This window comes from Desulfothermus naphthae (assembly GCF_054657475.1).
The window spans coordinates 1,377,617-1,397,845 of the sequence record NZ_BAAHYQ010000001.1 but is presented as its reverse complement, the minus strand read 5'-3'; the positions used below and the strand labels follow the sequence as shown (position 1 = coordinate 1,397,845).

At 32.1% G+C, this 20,229-nt stretch carries 20 protein-coding genes; 18 read left to right on the top strand and 2 right to left on the bottom strand.

Annotated features, from left to right (window positions below; all coding sequences use genetic code 11):
• Nucleotides 1–8: 8 nt before the first annotated feature.
• From ACYQ1E_RS06805 to lpxK, 5 genes are all read left to right on the top strand, one after another.
• The gene (locus ACYQ1E_RS06805) at nucleotides 9–743 is read left to right on the top strand and encodes a SagB/ThcOx family dehydrogenase (RefSeq protein ID WP_459876954.1); all 735 of its coding nucleotides are present in this window, start codon (nucleotides 9–11) and stop codon (nucleotides 741–743) included.
• Nucleotides 744–764: 21 nt separating this feature from the next.
• Nucleotides 765–1,370: a CDP-alcohol phosphatidyltransferase family protein gene (locus ACYQ1E_RS06800; protein WP_459876951.1), complete on the top strand. Its 606-nt coding sequence runs from the start codon at nucleotides 765–767 to the stop codon at nucleotides 1,368–1,370.
• 629 nt (nucleotides 1,371–1,999) lie between these two features.
• Complete coding sequence (mrdA, locus tag ACYQ1E_RS06795; protein WP_459876948.1) at nucleotides 2,000–3,811, top strand: penicillin-binding protein 2; 1,812 nt, start codon at nucleotides 2,000–2,002, stop codon at nucleotides 3,809–3,811.
• 47 nt (nucleotides 3,812–3,858) lie between these two features.
• Nucleotides 3,859–4,563: a Bax inhibitor-1/YccA family protein gene (locus tag ACYQ1E_RS06790; protein ID WP_459876945.1), complete on the top strand. Its 705-nt coding sequence runs from the start codon at nucleotides 3,859–3,861 to the stop codon at nucleotides 4,561–4,563.
• Nucleotides 4,564–4,571: 8 nt separating this feature from the next.
• A complete protein-coding gene (gene lpxK, locus ACYQ1E_RS06785) occupies nucleotides 4,572–5,609 on the top strand; it encodes a tetraacyldisaccharide 4'-kinase (RefSeq protein ID WP_459876942.1) in 1,038 nt (345 codons plus the stop codon).
• On the opposite strand, the gene rodA is transcribed toward lpxK, so the two are convergent.
• On the bottom strand, nucleotides 5,580–6,692 hold the full coding sequence (gene rodA, locus ACYQ1E_RS06780) for a rod shape-determining protein RodA (RefSeq protein ID WP_459876940.1): 1,113 nt from the start codon (nucleotides 6,690–6,692) through the stop codon (nucleotides 5,580–5,582). The two genes, lpxK and rodA, sit on opposite strands and share 30 nt — an antisense overlap.
• Nucleotides 6,693–7,025: 333 nt before the next feature.
• On the opposite strand from rodA, the gene ACYQ1E_RS06775 reads away from it, so the two are divergent.
• The 3 genes from ACYQ1E_RS06775 to ACYQ1E_RS06765 are packed head-to-tail and all read left to right on the top strand — an operon-like array spanning nucleotide 7,026 to nucleotide 9,424.
• On the top strand, nucleotides 7,026–7,208 hold the full coding sequence (locus tag ACYQ1E_RS06775; protein WP_459876937.1) for a hypothetical protein: 183 nt from the start codon (nucleotides 7,026–7,028) through the stop codon (nucleotides 7,206–7,208).
• 3 nt (nucleotides 7,209–7,211) lie between these two features.
• Nucleotides 7,212–8,342: an LptF/LptG family permease gene (locus tag ACYQ1E_RS06770; protein WP_459876934.1), complete on the top strand. Its 1,131-nt coding sequence runs from the start codon at nucleotides 7,212–7,214 to the stop codon at nucleotides 8,340–8,342.
• An 8-nt stretch (nucleotides 8,343–8,350) separates the two neighbouring features.
• On the top strand, nucleotides 8,351–9,424 hold the full coding sequence (locus ACYQ1E_RS06765) for an LptF/LptG family permease (RefSeq protein WP_459878475.1): 1,074 nt from the start codon (nucleotides 8,351–8,353) through the stop codon (nucleotides 9,422–9,424).
• A gap of 3 nt (nucleotides 9,425–9,427) precedes the next feature.
• Here ACYQ1E_RS06765 and ACYQ1E_RS06760 read toward each other — a convergent pair whose 3' ends face one another.
• Nucleotides 9,428–10,192: an alpha/beta hydrolase gene (locus ACYQ1E_RS06760; RefSeq protein ID WP_459876930.1), complete on the bottom strand. Its 765-nt coding sequence runs from the start codon at nucleotides 10,190–10,192 to the stop codon at nucleotides 9,428–9,430.
• Between the two features lie 130 nt (nucleotides 10,193–10,322).
• Between ACYQ1E_RS06760 and ACYQ1E_RS06755 the strand changes: the two genes are divergently transcribed.
• From ACYQ1E_RS06755 to pilQ, 10 genes are read left to right on the top strand one after another with little or no spacing between them, the layout of a single operon-like run.
• Nucleotides 10,323–10,718, top strand: coding sequence for a type II secretion system protein (locus tag ACYQ1E_RS06755; protein ID WP_459876928.1), 396 nt, complete (start codon nucleotides 10,323–10,325; stop codon nucleotides 10,716–10,718).
• A gap of 37 nt (nucleotides 10,719–10,755) precedes the next feature.
• Nucleotides 10,756–11,214 carry a prepilin-type N-terminal cleavage/methylation domain-containing protein gene (locus ACYQ1E_RS06750; protein WP_459876925.1) on the top strand — a complete coding sequence of 153 codons (459 nt, stop codon included), beginning with the start codon at nucleotides 10,756–10,758 and terminating at the stop codon, nucleotides 11,212–11,214.
• Nucleotides 11,183–11,605, top strand: coding sequence for a prepilin-type N-terminal cleavage/methylation domain-containing protein (locus ACYQ1E_RS06745; RefSeq protein WP_459876923.1), 423 nt, complete (start codon nucleotides 11,183–11,185; stop codon nucleotides 11,603–11,605). Before ACYQ1E_RS06750 ends, ACYQ1E_RS06745 begins: the two co-directional genes overlap by 32 nt.
• Nucleotides 11,602–12,120 carry a PulJ/GspJ family protein gene (locus tag ACYQ1E_RS06740; protein WP_459876921.1) on the top strand — a complete coding sequence of 173 codons (519 nt, stop codon included), beginning with the start codon at nucleotides 11,602–11,604 and terminating at the stop codon, nucleotides 12,118–12,120. The genes ACYQ1E_RS06745 and ACYQ1E_RS06740 overlap by 4 nt, the downstream gene beginning before the upstream one ends.
• A 2-nt stretch (nucleotides 12,121–12,122) precedes the next feature.
• Nucleotides 12,123–15,191, top strand: a complete 3,069-nt coding sequence (locus tag ACYQ1E_RS06735; RefSeq protein WP_459876919.1) for a beta propeller repeat protein — start codon at nucleotides 12,123–12,125, stop codon at nucleotides 15,189–15,191.
• Nucleotides 15,192–15,204: 13 nt separating this feature from the next.
• Nucleotides 15,205–15,420, top strand: a complete 216-nt coding sequence (locus ACYQ1E_RS06730) for a hypothetical protein (RefSeq protein ID WP_459876917.1) — start codon at nucleotides 15,205–15,207, stop codon at nucleotides 15,418–15,420.
• A 44-nt stretch (nucleotides 15,421–15,464) separates the two neighbouring features.
• A complete protein-coding gene (locus tag ACYQ1E_RS06725; protein ID WP_459876914.1) occupies nucleotides 15,465–17,201 on the top strand; it encodes a hypothetical protein in 1,737 nt (578 codons plus the stop codon).
• 22 nt (nucleotides 17,202–17,223) lie between these two features.
• Nucleotides 17,224–17,742, top strand: coding sequence for a hypothetical protein (locus ACYQ1E_RS06720; RefSeq protein WP_459876912.1), 519 nt, complete (start codon nucleotides 17,224–17,226; stop codon nucleotides 17,740–17,742).
• A 5-nt stretch (nucleotides 17,743–17,747) separates the two neighbouring features.
• The gene (locus tag ACYQ1E_RS06715; RefSeq protein ID WP_459876909.1) at nucleotides 17,748–18,227 is read left to right on the top strand and encodes a general secretion pathway protein GspB; all 480 of its coding nucleotides are present in this window, start codon (nucleotides 17,748–17,750) and stop codon (nucleotides 18,225–18,227) included.
• Nucleotides 18,228–18,263: 36 nt separating this feature from the next.
• Entirely contained in the window at nucleotides 18,264–20,213 is a 1,950-nt protein-coding gene (gene pilQ / locus ACYQ1E_RS06710; protein ID WP_459876906.1) for a type IV pilus secretin PilQ, read from the top strand.
• Nucleotides 20,214–20,229 lie beyond the last annotated feature (16 nt).

Below are 20,229 nucleotides of genomic sequence, written 5' to 3'. Positions count from 1 at the left end.
GAATAATCATGCCAGAATTAAAAAATAGTCTGGGTTGGCAATATATTCAAAAGACAAAATTTAGAAGAGACAAAATTCACTCTTTAAAAAAATCCAGGATATCCCCCGCTGGTGTTTTTAAAAGTTATCCAAATTCTAAAATTTATATTCTTCCCACTCACCGTCGGTTAAATGTTGATTTATTATCCATAATTAACAAAAGAAGATCCTGGAGAGAATTTAAAGATCAGGTAATACCATTAAAAGAACTATCAACGATTCTATGGGCAGGATACGGAGTTAGAGAGAAAAGAGGCAAGTTTTATTATAGAAATGTCCCTTCTGCAGGAGCCCTTTATCCCATTGAAATATACATTGTTTCTTTTAATGTTCAGGGACTTGACAAGGGCATATATCATTACTTTCCAAAAGATCATGTGTTGGAATTAATAAAAAAGGGAGATTTTAGTAATAAACTAATTTACGCATGCGCCAGACAGGATTTTGTTGCTAAAGGGAGTTTTACAGTCATTATGTCAGCAATTTTTAGACGCAATATGGCAAAATATGGACACCGAGGTCTCAGATATATTCTACTTGACGCAGGTCACATAGCCCAGAACATGATAATAGCAGGAGAAGCAATGACTCTAGGAAGTTGTCCTGTAGGGGCATTTTTTGATGATGAAGTCAATCAATTAGTTGGACTGGATGGGGAGGAAGAAAGTGTAATTTATATGGTAGTATTTGGAAAAAAGGTTTAAAATAGCATAAAAGGAGGAATGATGTCTCTTAGAAACAGTTTTTTAGGAAACATCTATTACACTGTTTTGGAAAGGTTTATTTTATCCAAAATTAAAAAAAAAGATATAAATCCCAATAGAATAACTATACTAGGGGGAATTGTAGCCTTATTTGTACCTTTAGGTTTTTATCTTTCAGAATACCTAGGAGCTATGTTGATTTTACTATCTGCAATCTGTGATAGCCTGGATGGTCAATTTGCTCGTAATAAAGGCCGCATAGAAAAGTTCGGAGCATTTTTAGATTCCACGGTGGATAGGTTATCTGATTTTTTCTACCTTTTGGGCCTTTGGATAATTGCATTACACACACAACATAGAATCCTCTTGACACTCTTATTGTTTATAGCCCTGTGTTTAACCCTTTTATTTAGTTACACCAAGGCTAGGATAGAAGGGCTTGGGGGCACATGTAATGTGGGATTAATGGAACGAGCCAAAAGAGTTATATTTATTTTGATATTAACCCTTTTGTTACCTTTATTTAACCACAATACTTTGCTTTTGTACGGTACGATATTATACAACCTGCTTTTAACTATTTCTGTGTATCAGAGAATTTTATGTGCCAAAAAAGTACTCGACTAAGCTGAAGCAAAAAAACAGAACTGCGTAAATATTTAATTAAATATAATCCAGGTGCCACTATGAAACTAAACTAATTTGAAAAAAAATTAAAAAGGTTATTAATTTAAGCTTTAATAACAAGGTTTTACACAAATAATGTTATTGGATTTTGTTTGGTGGTTCATACTATTAATTTTTGGTATTTTATTTAAGTCTTATTTCCATACAGACCCATATCTTCCAGCAATAATTTTGTTTTTACAAAAGAATAAATATTTAAGTGGGTTATTATATGGCTTATTGTGTATATTAATTTTAGAAGGATATACAGATTTGCCTTTTGGAAGTATACTTTTATACTATATGAGCCTAATTTCTTTTTATTTTTTTCTTAAAGAATTCTTTAAACCTGAAAGTATTTTTTTTATAATTCTTTTATCTTTTATATTCTTTCCAATTTATTATTTGTCTATAACCACAATAGCTAATCTTTCAGATCTTTATATAGATCCTTATTTTATTTATTCTATAAGTTTTAAAAATTTTATATCATTTCCCTTATTGTGGTGGATTTATTCATATTTTTATAATAAATATTTTTTTAAAAGAACAGAAATAGATTTAGTTTAAAGGTTAGGGAATTATCGTTCATGTATAATAAAAATGGAGAAGATATTATCTCTGATAGGATGAAAATTATATACATATGTATTTTTATTTTATTTTTATTAGTTATCATTCGTCTTTGGCATTTGCAAATATTAAAAGGAAGTTATTATAATCTATTATCAAAAAAAAATAGAATTAGATTTGAAGATATATATACACCTCGTGGTATTATATACGATAGATATCTTAGAATTGTTGCCCAGAACTTACCTGGATATGCAATAGGTATAATTAGAGAAGATTGTTATAAAGAAAATCAATGTGAAAATTCAATTAAAAAGGTGGCATATCTCATAAATAGAGACACAGATGAATTAATGAATATGTTCAATCTTGGAAAAAAAAAGGGTGTAAAACCCTTTAATCCAATTATTATTTTAAGAGATCTTTCTTTTGAAGACATATGTAAAATTGATGTTAGGTTAAGTGAACTGCCAGGAGTGGTAATTATTCCCCATCCAATGCGGGTTTATCCTTTTGGAAAAATAGGTGCCCATGTGCTCGGATATGTAGGAGAACCATCAGAAAAGGATCTGATAAAATTTCCTTATTTAAAGCTAGGAGATATTGTGGGAAAGGCAGGGCTTGAAAGGGTATTCGAGAAAGATCTTAGAGGAATCAAGGGTAAGAAGAAGTTAGAAGTGGATGCCTGGGGACGTATATTGTCAGAAAAAGTTGTTGAAAGAGGGAAACAGGGAAAGCCATTAAGGCTCACCTTGGATTTTGATCTAGAAACTTATATATACAAACAAATGGAAAATAAGGCTGGTGCATGTGTGGTAATGGAGCCCTTTTCAGGGGATATTCTGGCTTTGGTTAGTGTTCCTAGTTTTGATCCCACCAAATTATCTAAAGGTCTCTCTAAAAAGGAATGGATTAAATTAGTGTCAAATAAATTTCATCCATTGCAAAATAGGGCAATTTCTTCTGCTTATCCTCCAGGCTCTGTTTTTAAATTAGTTGTAGCGATGTTAGCAATGAATGAAATTAAAGATATAAAAAAACATAGAGAATATTGTCCTGGTTTTTATAAACTGGGAAATCGTGTATTTAGATGCTGGAAAAAATGGGGTCATGGATGGGTCAATTTTAAAGAAGCAATAAAGCAATCATGTGATGTTTATTTTTACAAGCTCGGAGAAAAATTAGGCATAGATGGGATTGCTAATTTTGCCAAGCAGTGTGGACTTGGAAAGAGGACAGGAATAAAGTTACTTGGAGAGAATTCTGGCTTGATTCCAACAAGAGAATGGAAATTAAAGAGATTTCATGTGCCATGGCAAAAAGGAGAAACTTTAAATGTTTCAATTGGTCAAGGGTATGTATTAGTTACTCCAATTCAAATTGCCAGGCTAATTTGTTCAATTGTAAATGGCGGAAAGATATTAAAACCAAAGATTATTTATGGAGAAAGGACTTATTTACAGGGGAAACTTCCAGTGAGACAAACTTATTTAAATGAACTAAAAAAAATTATGGTTGCAACGGTAGAAGAAAGATACGGTACTGCCACTATTTTAAAAACCAAGGGTATTGTTATAGGCGCCAAAACAGGAACTGCTCAGGTCATTTCAATAAAATCAGATGAAGACAGAGGAAAAGATGTAGAAGAAATCTCTTATGAAAAGAGAGATCACGCATGGATGGCATCATTTGCAATTAAAGGCAACAGGTGCTATGTTATTGTTTGTTTAGTTGAACATGGTGGACACGGTGCTTCAGGAGCCGGGCCAATAGTTAGAGATGTGATTAGGTATTTATTTTCTCCAAAGTATAATTCTAGGGATTATTAGTTTTATGACAATCCATTGTACATCTTAACACATAAAAAAATAGGAGGATGTATATGGTTCAGCCAAAAATTTACACAACAACTCAGGTAGCAACTAACACCTTTTTAAGGGGAGTGTACCTTTGGATGAGTATTGGACTATTGATCACAGGTTACCTTTCCTACGTAATCTCCTCGAGCTCCGTTCTAATATCAATTTTTTTGCAAAATCAACTACTTTTCATGGGCATTTTAATAGGTGAACTCATTTTAGTTGTGACAATTAGTGGTGCCATCTCAAAATTATCTGCAAATGTGGCGACACTACTTTTTATACTCTATAGTGGTTTAAACGGTATAACCCTGTCTACAATTTTCCTCATTTACACTAAGACATCTATAATGAAGACTTTTTTTATTTGCAGTGGAATGTTTGGAACAATGTCTCTTTATGGATTTACTACTTCTAAAGATCTAAGCTCTTGGGGTAGCTTTTTATTTATGGGACTTATTGGGGTGATTATTGCCTCTCTAATTAATATATTTTTCCATTCTACCCAGATGGAATTTTTGATAAGTGTAATTGGTATTCTTGTATTTGTAGGACTCACTGCTTATGATACTCAAAAATTAAAACAAATGGGAGAAAATGCTCCTTTAGACAGAAAATCCACTTTACAAAAAGGCACAATTTTAGGTGCACTCACCCTTTACCTGGACTTTATAAACCTATTTCTGCTTTTGCTCAGGTTTCTTGGTACTTCCAGAGATTAATTAAATTTATGAAAAACATTTTAAAATCCCTCTCACGGATATACCAATTAGGTATGTCTGTGAGATATAAGTATTACACATCAAATTTAATTTCACAGGTTTCGCCGCCCATGTTTACTATTTCCATAGGGAATATCAATTGGGGTGGGACTGGCAAAACACCTCTATGTGAATATCTCTTAAAGTTTTTTCATCAACTAAACTTAGTACCTACTCTTATTACCAGAGGATATAAAGGCAGACCACCGAAATATCCTTTCTTTGTAAAAAAAACAGATCCAGTTTGTTTTACAGGGGATGAACCACTGATGTTAAAAAGGCTATGTCCCTTCGCAAATATAGTGGTAGATCCCAAAAGAGAAAGAGGTATATTTGCTGCGTGGAAAAAATTAAAGCCTGATATAGCTATTTTAGATGATGGTTTTCAATATATAAAATTAAAAAGACATTTAGATATCATCTTATTTACTATAGATGATTTAACCAGGTATTGGAATAAGGTGATTCCATACGGTTCATGGCGGGAGGGGGAAAAATCAATTAATAGGGCCAATGTGTTAATGGTGAACATAACAGGACAGAAAAGAGAAGAGGTAGAAGAGATAGTAAAGAAAAGACTTGGTACTTATAAAAAACCTATCTTTTTATTTAAAACCAAAATTTCATCTCTTACTGACGCTAAAAATCTCAATTTTATTTACAAAAAAATACTCAAAAGGTATATATTAATTGTAGGAATAGGAAATTCAGATAAGGTATATAGAACTACAAAAGAGTTTATGAATAAATTACCCATTAAATTTATCAAATATCCTGATCACTACAAATATACTAAAAAGGACATTTGCTTTTTGGAAAAACTGGCCTTAAAATATAAGGCAGACATAATAACTACCCAAAAAGACGCTGTTAAATTAATGGAACTCACAGATTTCAAAATTTATGCATTAAACTTAAAAATTCATATATATCCAGAATTGTATACTAAAAAGACTTTTGAAAAAATAATAAATGAATCATTCCTTAAATACAAATCGTCTCATTGACACATTAGAAACCAATCCAAGGAGACAAAAATTGACTATTAAAGAGGATCCTCCATAACTCAAAAATGGAAGGGGAATCCCCACAACTGGCAATATGCCGAGAACCATTCCCATATTTATAAAGAATTGCCAGAAAAAATAAAAGAATACACCTACAGTAATATATCTTCCAAAACTGTCCTTTGCATGTTCTATTACTCTGGCTATCTGATATAAGAACAGGCAACATAGGGAAACCAAACAAACAGAACCCACAAATCCCCATTCTTCTGCAAATACAGCAAACACAAAATCTGTATGTTTTTCTGGCAAAAATCTTAGTTTACTTTGGGTCCCTTTAAGAAAACCCTTTCCCCAAAAACCCCCTGATCCAACAGCAATCTTAGATTGAATAATATTGTATCCTTTACTATTTTTATATTTTTCCGAGTTAAAGAGCACTCTAATTCTGTCTTTTTGATATTCATGCATATGATTCCAGACAATAGGACACAATAGAGTTACCAGTATTAAAATTGATATTAAAATCCTTTTCTCAATTCCATAAAACAACATCATGCCTCCAACTAAAAGTAACACGTTAATACCCGAGCCAAGATCTGGTTGTTTTACAATAAGTAAAACTGGTACTCCCATAACAATGCCAATCTTAATACAATCTTTTATACCTAAAGGACCCACCTGTTCTGATAAATAATTTGCTGTCCACAATATAATACTTAATTTAACTAATTCTGTGGGCTGAAAATTAAAAAAACCAAGATCCAACCATCTTGTTGCACCATAATTTGTCTTTCCAATAAGTAGAACTAAAATTAAAAGAATAACAATTGAAATATAAAATGGAAGGACCATTTGCCTGAATTTTCTATAATTTAAGGCCAAAAAAATGATATAACCAATAAAAGCAATAGATCCCCACATTAGCTGTTTCTTAAAATAAGGAATTAATTTGATACCAGATTTTACCTTGAGAGTACTAGCAGAATACAAATTTATTACTCCTATTATAAAAAGTAAAATAATAATCCCTAAAAGAGACCAATTAAAGCTGGAAAAAAACCTTCTGTCTATAGAAAGCATTAATCCTTCTCCTCCTTCTTAAGGAATTTATAAAAACAAATTTATTCCAGACGAAGTTGTTAGAACCATATCAGTTATCTATCTGGATTTAAAGTGAAGTGATTCTTCAAAGGTAGTCAAAAAATATTTAAAGTGAAGTTTAAGTGGTAAAGTCTAAAAAATAAAGTAAAAATTTATCAAAATTTTCATTAGAGATAAGTTGGGGTTGCCAATTTTGGTTAGATGGATTAACTCTTTATTTCAACATGATTAATAAGGAAGGGGCTTAGTAATTTGAAATTTTAACAAAAAGTGGAGTTAAAAAATAGTTATAGTTTTTAGGAGGTGCAAAATATGTCCACTATTATACCTGAAGAAAAAAAATTAAGGGATGCAATTACCTGGATTTCTGAAAACAAAGGTAATAAAAAGGATGAAGAATTAATCAAAGAGGCTTCCTTTAGGTTTAATCTAAATCCAAAAGAAGAGGAATACTTAATAAGGGTCTTTTTAAAACAGGATAAACAAGATAAATAAGTTATGAAGTTAAAACTTCTATACCGCAAGATGTGTTTTGAGATATTGCAGGTCTTTTTTGTGTGTCTTGCGGTATTTATTTCAATTATTTTAATTGGAAGGCTTATTCAACTAGGTAAGATACTTATCTCTTTAGACATTTCACTTAAAGATATATTTTTTTTGATAATGTATTTATCCCCATTCTTTTTGTTTGTACTCATGCCAGTTGCTGGCATGCTTGCCCTATTTTTGACCTTTCAGCGCATGAGTACAGATAATGAATTAGTTGCACTTAGAAGTGGCGGGGTGTCCCTTTACAATATCTTGCCATGTCCCGTTTTCATGCTGCTGCTCATTACAGGGATCAACTTCTATATTTCTTTTTACGGTATCTCATGGGGTATGGATAGATTTAACGCTTATTTAATAGACCTTGCCCAGAAAAAGACAAAGCTCTCTATAAAACCAGGTATGTTTAATTTAAAACTACCAGGTTTTGTTATATATGCCCAAAATGTCTCGCAAGACAGCGAGGTCTTGACTAATATATTTATTAAACAGGGGCTGGATAATGAGAAAAAGGTAATAATTATTGCTCCAAAGGGGTTTTTAAAGTGGCTTCCCAAAAAAAAGGTTTTATATTTTTCTATCTTAAATGGTAAAATATATGAAAAACCATTTGATGGGCAGGGATCATATATTTCCTTTAAAAAATATGAAATCAAACTTGATTTAAACAGAATTCTAAAATCTCTTAAAATCAATACAGATAAGCCTAAATACATGTCTTATCACATGTTGCAGAAAAAGATATCAAAATATTCCCAAAATAAATCCAGTTATTACACTGAACTGATAGAAGAGAAACATAAACGAATAGCAATTCCAATATCATGTTTAATACTTGGTTTTTTGGCAATACCCCTTGGTTGGATTTTAGAGGGAATGAAGAAGTTCTATGGGACTATTATTGTTGTAATTGTATTTTTTGGTTATTATGCACTTTTTGCCCTGGGCAAGAGTCTGGTGGAAGGAGGAGTTCTAATACCCTCAGTTGGAATCTGGACACCAAATATCTTATTTTTTGTATCTACTTTTTTGATTTTTTATCTTGCAGAAAAAGAGAAAATTAAATTTTCAACAAGGAATTAATTTTTTTGATGAGACTAATACACAAATACCTTATAAAAAATAACATTTTTTATCTTGGTATATGTATTTTATCCTGCTTATCAATTTATCTTTTAGTAGATATATTTGATAGACTGGATAATTTTTTAAATAAATCTGTTCCTTTTGAAATTATTATAAAGTATTTTTTGTGGAAAATACCATTAATAATATCCCAGATATTTCCACTGGTATTTTTTATAACATTGATTATTCAATTTACTTTAATGAAAAAACATAGGGAATGGGAAGCCTTAGAAGGAGGGGGTATATTTATTGGAAATGTAATATTATTTTTAATATTTTATTCTTTTTTCTTTTCTCTTATTTATCTATTTTTTTCTCAATATGTCGGAGTAATTGCAACTAATAAAACAAATGAAATATGGGATAACCTGGGTAAAAAGAAAATCAGGAAAAATAAGATTATAAAGGATTTTTGGTTTAGAAAAGATAAGTTTATAGGCCATATTTGGACTTTAGATACCAAGAAAAGAGAAGGTACCCACATAGAAATCTATGAAATAGATCCAAATTTTTCAAATATAAAGACTGCTTTTTTAGCAAAAAAAGTGAAAATATTAAAAGACAAATTAGTTCTATCAAAGGTATTATTATCTCGTCCTAATGAATTTTTTGTGGAGAATAGAAATTCTTTTGTGATATATGACAAAGACATGGACGTTATATTAAATATAACATCTAAGGACATTGAATCAATTCCATTATGGAAATTAAGGGGCCTTATTAAAGAATTAAAAGTAACAGGTACTAATGTTGAGTCAATAACTACAGTGTGGTACTCTAAAATATCATATAGTTTGTCTTTGATTGTTTTGGGGATATTATCTGTGTACATCGGTAGAAAATGTGAAAACCTTCCTGTAAATCTTGCAATCTCGTTAGTTATTACCTTTTTATTTTATGGGCTATTTGTAGTTGGAACAATTTTAGGAAAACATGGTATAGTTCCACCTCTTGTAGGAGCCTTTGGTGTGCATATTATATTTGTGCTTTTTTTGGTTTTTATTTATGTTAGTAATAGAGAAGCTATGTTTATGTAATATTTAATTTGATAATTTTAAAATAAATTTAAGGGTAGCTTCCCACATGGGCTTATAATTATCAGTAAATGTATGGTCACCACCCTTTATTATTTTTAATTCTTTTGGGTCTCTTGCACTATTATACAACATTTGTGCCTCCTTTGGATCAACTACCTCATCTCTATCACCCTGTATAATCAATAGAGGTATTGGTGATATTTTTTTTGCCAGGGATAATATATCCCATTTTTTTAAGTCCTCAAAAAAATCATTTTTAATAATAACTTGCTTTTCATCTGCCTTTAAAACAACTTTGTCACCATCCCTTTTGGTCCTAACCTTAGAAAATAATTCATAAGGTCTGGCTACAGAATTTACGCATATTACTCCTTTCACATAGTGAGGTTTGTGATATCCAGTATAACATATTGCAGTGGTGCCCCCAAAACTCCTTCCCATGACAAAAATTTTATTGAAGCCAAGGTCCTTTATGAAATTAATAGCGACATTTAGGTCTTGTATCTGCCCACTTAGAGTTATATCTTCAAATTTACCATCGCTCTCACCATTTCCAGAAAAATCAAATAACAGGGTGGTTATATTGTGGGAGGAAAAGTATTTTGCCATGGATATGGCCTTGCCACCACCTTCTTTTGTGCCTGAAAATCCATGACATACAATTAAGGCCGCTGAGTCTTTAGAGGACTGGTTATTTCCTATTAAAATACCTGTTAATAAATTTTTTTTGTTGCTTTTAAATGAGACTTTAGTTAAAATTATATTCATTATAAGGGGTTTTTTGCTATTTTTAAAACTGTCTTTTTTATTTGACATCATTAATCAATATATATATAGTGTCAATAAATGAGGTAAATAATATTAATATAAAAAATAAAATAAGATCAAGGAGGTTTTTATGGACAGGAGAAAAAACAGGCAAAAGGGTTTTACACTAATTGAAATTATTGCAGTGCTTATTATCTTGGGGATTTTGGCAGCAGTTGCGGTACCAAAATTTATCGGTTTGCAAGAAGAGGCAAAGAAAAAAGCAGCTCAAAATCTTGTGGCTAGTGCTCAGTCTGCATTGTCTATGGAATATGCGCAAAAACTTTTAAAAAATAATGGGGATGCCAATGCTACTTGGAACGAGTTAGATGTAGCCAACTGTAATAGTTCCGTTAAAATGGACGGTTATGATGGTTACACTCTAACTTGTAGCGGTGGTGGTAGCGGTAACAATCAGATAACTATTACAGTAACAACTCCTGATGGAGAGAGCGTAACTGGAAATTTTACCAAGCCTAATTCTTAATGCTATTTGCTATATGATTTGTTAAGTTTCATTTAATATGAAAATAAGTTGTTTAAAATCTGGCTTCACCCTTCTGGAAATAATTGGTGTTCTTATAATAATTGGGGTGATAGCTGCTGTTGTCTCGTCGAGGGTGGATTTTGGGGATAAGAAGCAAATCACCCTGGACGAGATAAAAAATCACATAAGATATGCACAACTAAGTGCAATGAATTCAGATTATATTTGTGGAATATCTTTTGAGCAGGGAGGGTATATGGGTTTTTGTGATTTAAATGCAAATCATCAGATAGATGAAAATGAAAAAATACTCCTTCCTGGTATGGATCAAGAATATGTTTCATGCCAGCTTGTTGTAAATAATTTTTTGCTTGTATTTGATAGTTTGGGTAGGCCATATAGCGACTTATCTCTCCAATCTCCATTTGGTGGAGAGATTCAGTTTAACTCAGGAAAGATTATCAATGTCACTCAAGAAACAGGGTTTATTAAATAATTCAGGATTTACATTAATTGAGCTTATTATAACCATAGTTGTTGCAGGAATTTTAGGGACTGTAGTGTACACCCTTATCTTTGCACATTCTAAATCAAGCGTTCAACCAGTGCTAATGCTAAAACAAAATGGGATTATAATTGATGCCATGGAAAGGGTGAATGCACATTATCGTTCTCTAATTGAACAATCTAATTTGAATCTGGATGATTTTAAAAATGATATTGCAGATGTTGTGCATAGTGTTGATCCTTCCATATCTGTTGATACAAAATATATAGTCTTTGATGCAACAAATAAAGAGACAACAGATTCCAGTGGGGAGCACAAATTTTTAAAGGTTGTGTTAAAAAAAGATAATATTACCCTTGTAAATCTTTATACACAATGAAAAATAGTTCTGGTTTTACTTTACTTGAGATTGTACTGGTCTTAATTATTGTAGGAATAATTACCCTGTTTTCTACCGTTGGACTTATAGATGTTATGAAGAGTTATATTCAAAACAGGCAATATATAGAATCTGCATTAAAGTTGAATATTGCTGTTTCCAGGATTTATAGAGAGCTAAAAGAACTCCATAGAATAGACGGGGGTTCCTCAGACAAGATCTCTTATTTAAGGGACAATACTCATTACGCCATTGCTCTGGTGGATAATGAAATAAAAATGAGTCTTAATTCTACATATCCAAATGAAAATTTTGGATATGTACTTTTGGATAAAGTAAGTAGTTTTAATTTGTCACCCAAAAAGGCCGATGATTCCAATTGGATTCTTTCAGATGCAATTTCAGATTTAGCTAGAATTGATGTGGGGATAACTTTAGATACCAATCCGCCGATAGGTATATCTTTTTCTGTTAATCCATGGTTTAATGATACACATAATGGGCCTGGGTCATAAATATGTTAAAAAAACAAAATGGCTCTGTACTCTTATATATAGTAGTTGTAATGGTTATCTCCCTGCTTCTTGCAGGGGGGCTATACATTATGTCCTCTACAGCCCTTTTTATTCAGCCCTCTATTATTACAGGAGAGAGAGCTCAGTACATTGCTGAAGCAGGTTATAGATATGCTGCAGCAAGATATTTGCATGGACAAAATAGTACAGATAAAATTGATATTTTGGAATCATTAGATAATTCAACATATTCATTTGACGATGGAAGCTCATTTACTTTACACATTTATCCTTTTTTCTTTAGATTACCGCAATCCTATGATAATGCAATGGAAATAACTTTAGATGCTCCTGGTTCTATCCCCCATCAGGTAGATTTTCCTGATGAGGGATATCTTAAAATTGGAGATAGTGTGTATCATTACACAAATGGCCAGAAAGTGAGTCAGAGCAATGCAACTGTCCGTCTGGATAATCCCTTAAGTGCTCAGAAGGATACACCTGTATATTTTGCATTTCATCCAAAATATTCCCAGGATATTTATGATGGATGTGACTTGACTTTAGATGGAGATGATAAACAATTCTCGGTTTTACCTAAAAGGAATGGATATATTGAAATAAATGGCGAGACATACTTTTATCATTTTAAAAAGCAGGGTTCTATTATCCTTACTGAACTTAAAAAGGAACATTTTCCCTTTCATACCATCCACATAGATGAAAATACTCCAGTGGTCTTAAGGGCCAGTGCCTATATAGAATCCATAGGTAGAGTTGGTTCTTTTTCATTTTTGTCTTCATCCAGAAAAATATCCTATTATGTGCCCATAACTGATGAATATTATTCTCCTGGTGGAGGAACTCAAGTGCTGGCTTTAAGCGATGAGGATGGAGGCCAGGATACCTTTGATGATTTATCAAATTGGGATACTTCTCTAATTGGTAATGGTGGACAGGTAACTACAGACGCAGATATAGGATCAAATCATGGATGGAGCAAAAGATGGGCAACTTTTTATGATTTAAACCTTAAAATAGATTTTAATCCTACGTTGATGGATTCTAATACAAATGAGGATTTACACGCCATATGGGGAAACAGTTGGGACAATGTGTACGCAGTTGGGTCTAAAGGTACAATCTTGCATTTTGATGGAAATGAGTGGCAGAGAATGGATAGTCCTGTTAATGTCACATTAAGGGATATATATGGGTTTGGAGATAAGGGTTCAGAAAAGATGGTAGCGGTAGGTGATAATGGTGAAATATTGTTGGGTGAAATGGACGGAGATGAAATATGGAAAAGGAATTTAATGACAAAAGAAGATGGATCAAAAATAACTTATACTCCAAATGATTTATATGCAGTGTGGGGCACTGATTGGAATCATATAACTACATACGGTGATTTTGGATCTAGCCCATTTAAGTGGAATAAATCGGCGGGTAAGTGGCCTAGAATGAGGTGTAAAGGATGTGAGGGATGTTGGAACCCTGCTACAGGTTGTTATAAAGATTATCTTTTTGAGGGTGATGTACGCTGGAGACCATATGATTTGGTACTTTGGAAAGATTGGCATTTTAGAAAGAGTTGGGAATATGATAATAACGGTCAAATTTCTATATTTATATGTGGAAAAAACAAAGATAATGAGGGTTTTATTTATAGAGAAAAACCATCTTTATTCTCATATTATAAAAAATTTAATTCTCTAGAATCCTTTAATAGCATTTGGGGATCTTCTTTAAATGACATATATGTAGTTGGAAATGATGGTAAAATTTATCATAATGATAATGGTGGGAGCTATTGGGATTGGTCCAAACAAACTTCTGGAACAAACGAGAAATTAAATGGTGTATGGGGGCAGACGTGTGGAGATATTGTTTATGTTGTTGGTGACAGAGGGACATTATTATATAAACTTCCAAAGGATAGCCCCTCTTGGAATAAGGTGGATTTGTCCAGTGTTACCAATAGAAATTTAAATGAAGTTTGGGGTGATCCAGATGTTGGGATTTATGCAGTGGGAGATGAGGGAACAATTTTGTTTTTGGGCTTTGTATCAAATCCATATAAGGAATTAATCCTTCCTTTTAAAAGTTTTAAATTTAATGAAATAGAGGAGTATTGGGCAAATCACCACAAATTACTCTCATATACAGCCCAGGTAAAGGTTGGCTGGGGATACGAACTTAAATATGGAGCTACTGGACTCAATTTTAGGTGGCATGAAAGTGAACAATACCCTGGACTATATGAGGGATATGGCGTGTCTTTTATGGTATATGAGAAAAAACAAAATTGTGAAAACGATTATATACCAAATGGCATTAAACCTGAATTTGGAACGCAGAATGAATTAAATGACAAACTCCTTCTTGTTTTGTGGAGACAAAAAGTAGTTAATGGCGCAGTTAAAAGGGAGTGGATAGCATACAAGGATTTAGACGATGATGAAAAATTAAAGGGAGATAGCTGGGATTATAGTGGAAGGTTGGAAGATCTATCTACTTTAGTGGTTAGGATTGAAGAAAAGAAGATAAACGGCAAAAAAATAAATGATGTAAAAATCTTTTATGGGGATGCTTCAACTGCGAATGATGAGCTACACATTCCTGATTCTTTATATAACAATACCAATAGAACGGCCTACAATCCTACTTACAGTGATGTATCTATAACTGAGATAAAGTGGCCATTATGGGATTTAAATAATTGGAATCCTGATGTTGACTTTTTTACTTTAATTTGTAATGTCCCTGTTTCTGAAAATCCTCAGCCCCAGGAAGGTATTGATTACTGGATTTTAAATCCAGATGTTAATGAAGCAAAACTCCTATCTGATGGAGCAACAATTAGACTTACAGGTTTTACATCTCCAGATGGGGACAGTTTTTATTTAAACAATGATAACCATTCAAGGCCAGAGGTTGCACTCCATGCATATGGAGATATTAAATCTTTAGATAGTCAGACCTTTGTTAGTTTTAGTGAATTTGCATTGTCACTTGGTAGTGATTTACAAGGTGAAGATAAAAAGAGTGCATTTGGGGCATTATATTAAGGAGTATTTATAAATGAGATGGATAATTTTGGTATTAATATTTTTTTTAATGAATACACAGCTATACGGGCTCAAATATGAGCCACCAAAAGGGGCGAAGGATACACAAGAAACAAAGGTTAATACTTATAAAAAAGAAAAAATAAAAGAAAAAATTAAAATAATTAAGCAAGATGTTAAAAATGAAAAAAATTTTAATGGGACTAATATCAGAATAAGAAGAAGATAATTATAATCGCCTCAATTTCGAAGAGAGTGGAGTATTGATATTAAATGGGTAACTCTTTTTTTATTAATATGTTAGACAAAATGAAGGGTAAATATATTAGTTATAATCTGCTACAACGCAGAAGACACAATGCAAATATTACCATAGATATTAGATCAAATAGTGTTATTATAGCAGTTAGTGAGAAGAAAAAAAATGGATTTGCTTTAGTAAAATTAGAAGAAAAAATCTTTCCAGAGAAAATAGATAAAAATAATGTTAAGTTTCAGAGGTGGTTAAATAAAATATTAAAGGGACTTAAAAAAGAATTTTCAAGACCCTTTTTTTGGTTACTAATATCCTCAAAATACGTAGAAACCTTTTATTTTACAATTCCCAAAGTAAACAAATCAAAAATAGAGAACCTTATTTTTCTCGCTTTAAAAAAGGAATCAAAAGGCAAAGTAACTAAGAACATCTATGACTATTCAATAATAGGCGAAAAAAAACAGGGTGATGTAGAACAATTAGAAGTATTTTCCTATGTTGTTGAAAAAGCTCAATTAGAGGAAATGGCTGAGTTTGTAAAAAAGGTGAACATGGAGCCACTGGGAATCAGTGCATATCACCTTGCCTTGTCTAATTTATTTAAAGATAATGGGACTGTAGCCCATTTATTCTTGGGTACTGATTGGTCCAGGATAGATATTTACAAAGGGGGATATCTTGTCTTTAATAGAAATATAAAGACTGGCTTTGTATCATTTGCAAACGAAATTATTGAAAAGATTGAGTCACAACCAGATATAGAGTTAGCTCTAGATGATGCAAAAAATGGTGACATAAAAACAAAAACCAAGCAGCATACCCTTACCCACGAGGATGTAAAAAATTATTTTTCGCATTTAGCTGGGGGTGAGGTTCAAAAAGAATTTTACAAAAGTGAACTGGAAGATCTGGAATTTAAAAAAACAGTCTCTTCAACCCTTCAAAGGTTGATTTTGCAGATCAGAAGGACAATGGACTTTTACATATCATCCATTCAACATTCCGACATAAAGAAGATTTATATATCTGGAATTGTAGATCTTCCAGATGAGATATTAAAGGAAATACAAGATATCCTTGGGATAGAAGTAAAAAGACTATGGCCATTGACTGAAGGGCTGGTTGAGACTTGGGGAAATATAAGTGTTCCAAAAATAAAGGAAGCTGACTATGCACCAGTGCTTGGTTGTTGTATTCAGGATAAAGACCAGTTTAATTTTTTATTTACAAGGTTAGATAGACAAAAACAAAGGATAAAAAAAATTATATCCACTTCAATCTCCACATTTTTTGTCTTTTTGACTGTTTGTCTTGCAGGTTACTATTTTTATCTATCTGCACAACTAAAAAAAGAAAAAGATGTATATAAAGTTTATCAGCACAAGATAGCCCATATAAAGCCACTTATAGATGAAAATAAACTAAGACAACTAGCTGAAAAATTAAATGAAGCCAAAAAAAAGGCCAAGACAGTAGCTAGAGCATATAAACCCATCTCAATAATTAAGGAACTCTCCAGATTTACTCCTGATGATATAAAATGGACAAGATTGGATATGGATGTAAAAAAAGAAACATTAAAAATTGATGTAGCAATAAAAGCTAACAATATGGCAAAATTGAAAATAGCAAATTATATTCTGTCATTAAAAAAATCTCCCCTAGTTAAAGATATCACTATATCAAAGGAAAAAGATGCATTTTACTCTGGACATAGATATAATTCTTTTTCCTTGGAAGTAAGTTTTAAGTGATAGAAGGGAATTATAAAAATTTATGAAAAAAATTTTTGAATTAATTGATTTAAAAAGCCTGGCATTGACTCTTATAATTTTTATGAGTTTGATTTTAATATTGGTGATTTTTTTTATAATACCCACAAATAAACAAATTCAATATACTCGACATGAAATAAATAAATTAAAACAAAGACTTGAGGTTCATAATAATCTAGTTCCGTTTTATATTCAGTTTAAAACTAAGCTGGAACAATTAAACAAAAATATTGAACTTAAGTCCAGAAAGATTTCCTTAATTGCATTTAAGGATAAAGTGTTAAATATATCTCCACAATTTAATTTAAATGTACTTTCTGTTTATCCAGAACTCAAAAAAAGGACTGTAGAAAATAATTATATAACTCTTAACTTTTTTTTAAAGGGGAAATATGTAGATTTTATAAAATGGATAAATTTTTTAATTAAAGAAGGCTATATTGCTGAAATTAAGTATATAAATATTGAAAGTGACATAAAGAGAGTAAGTATTAATTTAAAAGTTAAGATTAGAGTTTAAAATCTATGAATAAAAGAGAAAAAATAATTGTAGCAATGGCAATAATAGCACTCTTATATGGAATTTGGAATTATTTATTTGAACATAAAAAGAAAAATTTTTCTTTGACAAAAGTGAATATGGAATCCTTAAAAAGAAGTTCGATTGCTATAGCAAACAAGATTAATCTGTCAAATCAAGAGAGGGTAATTTATGCTCTAATTGAAAAAAATATACATGATCCATTTATGTATTTCAAATCAAAAAAATTTAACAGGGATACTCAAAATATTAACCCCAAAATTTCTTTTGAATATAAAGGGTTTGTTGTTTCAGGGGATAGGAGATTTGCCATAATAAATGGGAGAGAATATGGTGAAGGAGATGAGCTAAAAGAAAGGGGATTTAGGGTCTGGACTATTTTGGAAGACAAGGTAATTATTAAAGGGCCAGGTAAAAGTAATTTTATCATTGTACCTTTTGTTGATAACATAAAAACAAATTAATCTAAAGTTTATACTATGAGAGAAAGGATAATATTTTTGTTCGCAGGTTTAATAGTTTTGATAATTGGGTGTGCCACACCCAAGGTTGAGAAAGATCACTATCTTGACAAATGGAAGACCTATGCCAAAGGTCACTTAGGGTCATCTCCAAAGGCTACTATATCAGCTGTTGATATAGAAAAAGGCCTTCATGATGAGAAGAAAAAGATAAAAAAAATTGAAAAAAAAGATATTTTGCCTAAAATACCGGTTACTTTAAAGATGAGAGATGCCTCTATTAAGGCCATAATACATGCACTTGCAAAGACAGCAAATGTAAATATTATTACTACTCAAAATATAAAAGGTAGAATAGATGTTGATATTGTAAAACAGCCCTGGGACCAGGTTTTTTTGTCCCTCCTTAAATCTCATGGTTTGACCTATAGTGTTGATGGAAAGATAATCAGGGTTGTGTCAAAGGAAGATCTAGCTGCAGAATTGGCAGTTGAGTCCATTGAGGCAAAAAAACAAGAGCAGGCAAAGGCCATGCTTGAGGCAGCCCCCCTTTTAACAAGGGTAATAAAAATTAATTTTGCAGACGCTGAAAAGTTGCAAAAGTTGCTTATGGGTCTTTTAACTAAGGATAAAAAGGGTAAGACAAGAGGGAATATTTTAGTAGACAGTCATACAAATTCTTTAGTGATTTCTGCCATAGAACCTGACCTAAAAAAGATAATGAAGCTTATTAAGGTCTTAGATAAGCCTACAAATCAGATACACCTAAAGGCCTATATTGTAGAGGCAAATAAAAATGTGGCCAGAGAGTTGGGGATTCAATGGGGTGGTAGATGGGCAACTTCAATAAATGGTATAAATCAACTCAAATTGTCTGGTCCAGTAAGCAGTTCTAGTGAAACTGGAGGAACCTCTACTAGCACAGATACATTTGGAACAGGAAAAAGTGACACAGGTTTTGGCGTACAATTTCCAATTAGCAGTATTGCATCTCCATCATCAACTGCAAAAGGTGGGGGATTGAATATCTTAATTGGAAATCCTGCCCATAATATTTTGGAGATGCAGCTCTCTGCTCTGGAAGAGAAAGGACAGGTCCACATTTTATCAAGTCCTTCATTGACCACACTGGACAATCAGATGGCCTTTACAGAAAGTGGCCAAAAGGTACCCTATGTAACAATAGATGAAGATGGGAACAGAGAAGTTGAATTTGAAGACGCAGTTTTGAGGTTAGAAGTAACTCCCCATGTGATAGCTGATAAATATTTGAAAATGGATATTAAGGTAAAAAAGGACGAGGTGGATTTTTCCAGGACTGTTGATGGAAATCCCACAATAAATAAAAAAGAAACTCAGACATCATTAGTTGTTTCAGATGGAGAGACAATTGTTATATCAGGTCTTAGCAAACAGACCCTTAGAGATACAGTGTCGGGCATTCCAGTTTTAAAAGATCTGCCCTTGTTTGGCTATCTCTTTAAAGGGGATAGTAAAAGCAGAGAATTTGAGGATATTTTGATTTTCATTACCCCAACAATATTAAAGAATAAAGACAGATTAGAACAAGAGCTTTTAGATTCTGGTATATCTCTACAAGATGTGCAAAAAATATTCAATAAAACAGGGGATAAAAAGGCCGCTAATTGGCTTAAAAAAAGTACAGGTTTTATTAAAAAGAAAAATTGGGATGAGGTGCTAAGGTGTGCCCAGATTGCCGTTGATTTAGACCCTGGTCAAAAAAAGGCTTATTACAATATTTCTTTAGCATATTATAATAAAAACAAATTGAAAGACGCCCTTTTTTACATAAACAGGGCACTGCTTTTGGATTCAAATTTTGGTTATGCTTTAAACTTAAAAGGTCAAGTCCTTGAAAAATTAGGATACTTAAATAAGGCACTAAAATTTTACGAAAAGGGTTGTGCCATAGATTTCAAAGAGGCCTGTGAAAATCACAAAAGACTTTTTTATCTTTTAAAAAAATAAATTTATCGGCTGTTAT

Coding starts and splice junctions, on each gene's coding strand:
- ACYQ1E_RS06805 (WP_459876954.1), top strand. CDS start 9: ATGCCAGAATTAAAAAATAGTCTGGGTTGGCAATATATTCAAAAGACA.
- ACYQ1E_RS06800 (WP_459876951.1), top strand. CDS start 765: ATGTCTCTTAGAAACAGTTTTTTAGGAAACATCTATTACACTGTTTTG.
- mrdA (WP_459876948.1), top strand. CDS start 2,000: ATGTATAATAAAAATGGAGAAGATATTATCTCTGATAGGATGAAAATT.
- ACYQ1E_RS06790 (WP_459876945.1), top strand. CDS start 3,859: ATGTATATGGTTCAGCCAAAAATTTACACAACAACTCAGGTAGCAACT.
- lpxK (WP_459876942.1), top strand. CDS start 4,572: ATGAAAAACATTTTAAAATCCCTCTCACGGATATACCAATTAGGTATG.
- rodA (WP_459876940.1), bottom strand. CDS start 6,692: ATGCTTTCTATAGACAGAAGGTTTTTTTCCAGCTTTAATTGGTCTCTT.
- ACYQ1E_RS06775 (WP_459876937.1), top strand. CDS start 7,026: ATGTCCACTATTATACCTGAAGAAAAAAAATTAAGGGATGCAATTACC.
- ACYQ1E_RS06770 (WP_459876934.1), top strand. CDS start 7,212: ATGAAGTTAAAACTTCTATACCGCAAGATGTGTTTTGAGATATTGCAG.
- ACYQ1E_RS06765 (WP_459878475.1), top strand. CDS start 8,351: ATGAGACTAATACACAAATACCTTATAAAAAATAACATTTTTTATCTT.
- ACYQ1E_RS06760 (WP_459876930.1), bottom strand. CDS start 10,192: ATGAATATAATTTTAACTAAAGTCTCATTTAAAAGCAACAAAAAAAAT.
- ACYQ1E_RS06755 (WP_459876928.1), top strand. CDS start 10,323: ATGGACAGGAGAAAAAACAGGCAAAAGGGTTTTACACTAATTGAAATT.
- ACYQ1E_RS06750 (WP_459876925.1), top strand. CDS start 10,756: ATGAAAATAAGTTGTTTAAAATCTGGCTTCACCCTTCTGGAAATAATT.
- ACYQ1E_RS06745 (WP_459876923.1), top strand. CDS start 11,183: ATGTCACTCAAGAAACAGGGTTTATTAAATAATTCAGGATTTACATTA.
- ACYQ1E_RS06740 (WP_459876921.1), top strand. CDS start 11,602: ATGAAAAATAGTTCTGGTTTTACTTTACTTGAGATTGTACTGGTCTTA.
- ACYQ1E_RS06735 (WP_459876919.1), top strand. CDS start 12,123: ATGTTAAAAAAACAAAATGGCTCTGTACTCTTATATATAGTAGTTGTA.
- ACYQ1E_RS06730 (WP_459876917.1), top strand. CDS start 15,205: ATGAGATGGATAATTTTGGTATTAATATTTTTTTTAATGAATACACAG.
- ACYQ1E_RS06725 (WP_459876914.1), top strand. CDS start 15,465: ATGGGTAACTCTTTTTTTATTAATATGTTAGACAAAATGAAGGGTAAA.
- ACYQ1E_RS06720 (WP_459876912.1), top strand. CDS start 17,224: ATGAAAAAAATTTTTGAATTAATTGATTTAAAAAGCCTGGCATTGACT.
- ACYQ1E_RS06715 (WP_459876909.1), top strand. CDS start 17,748: ATGAATAAAAGAGAAAAAATAATTGTAGCAATGGCAATAATAGCACTC.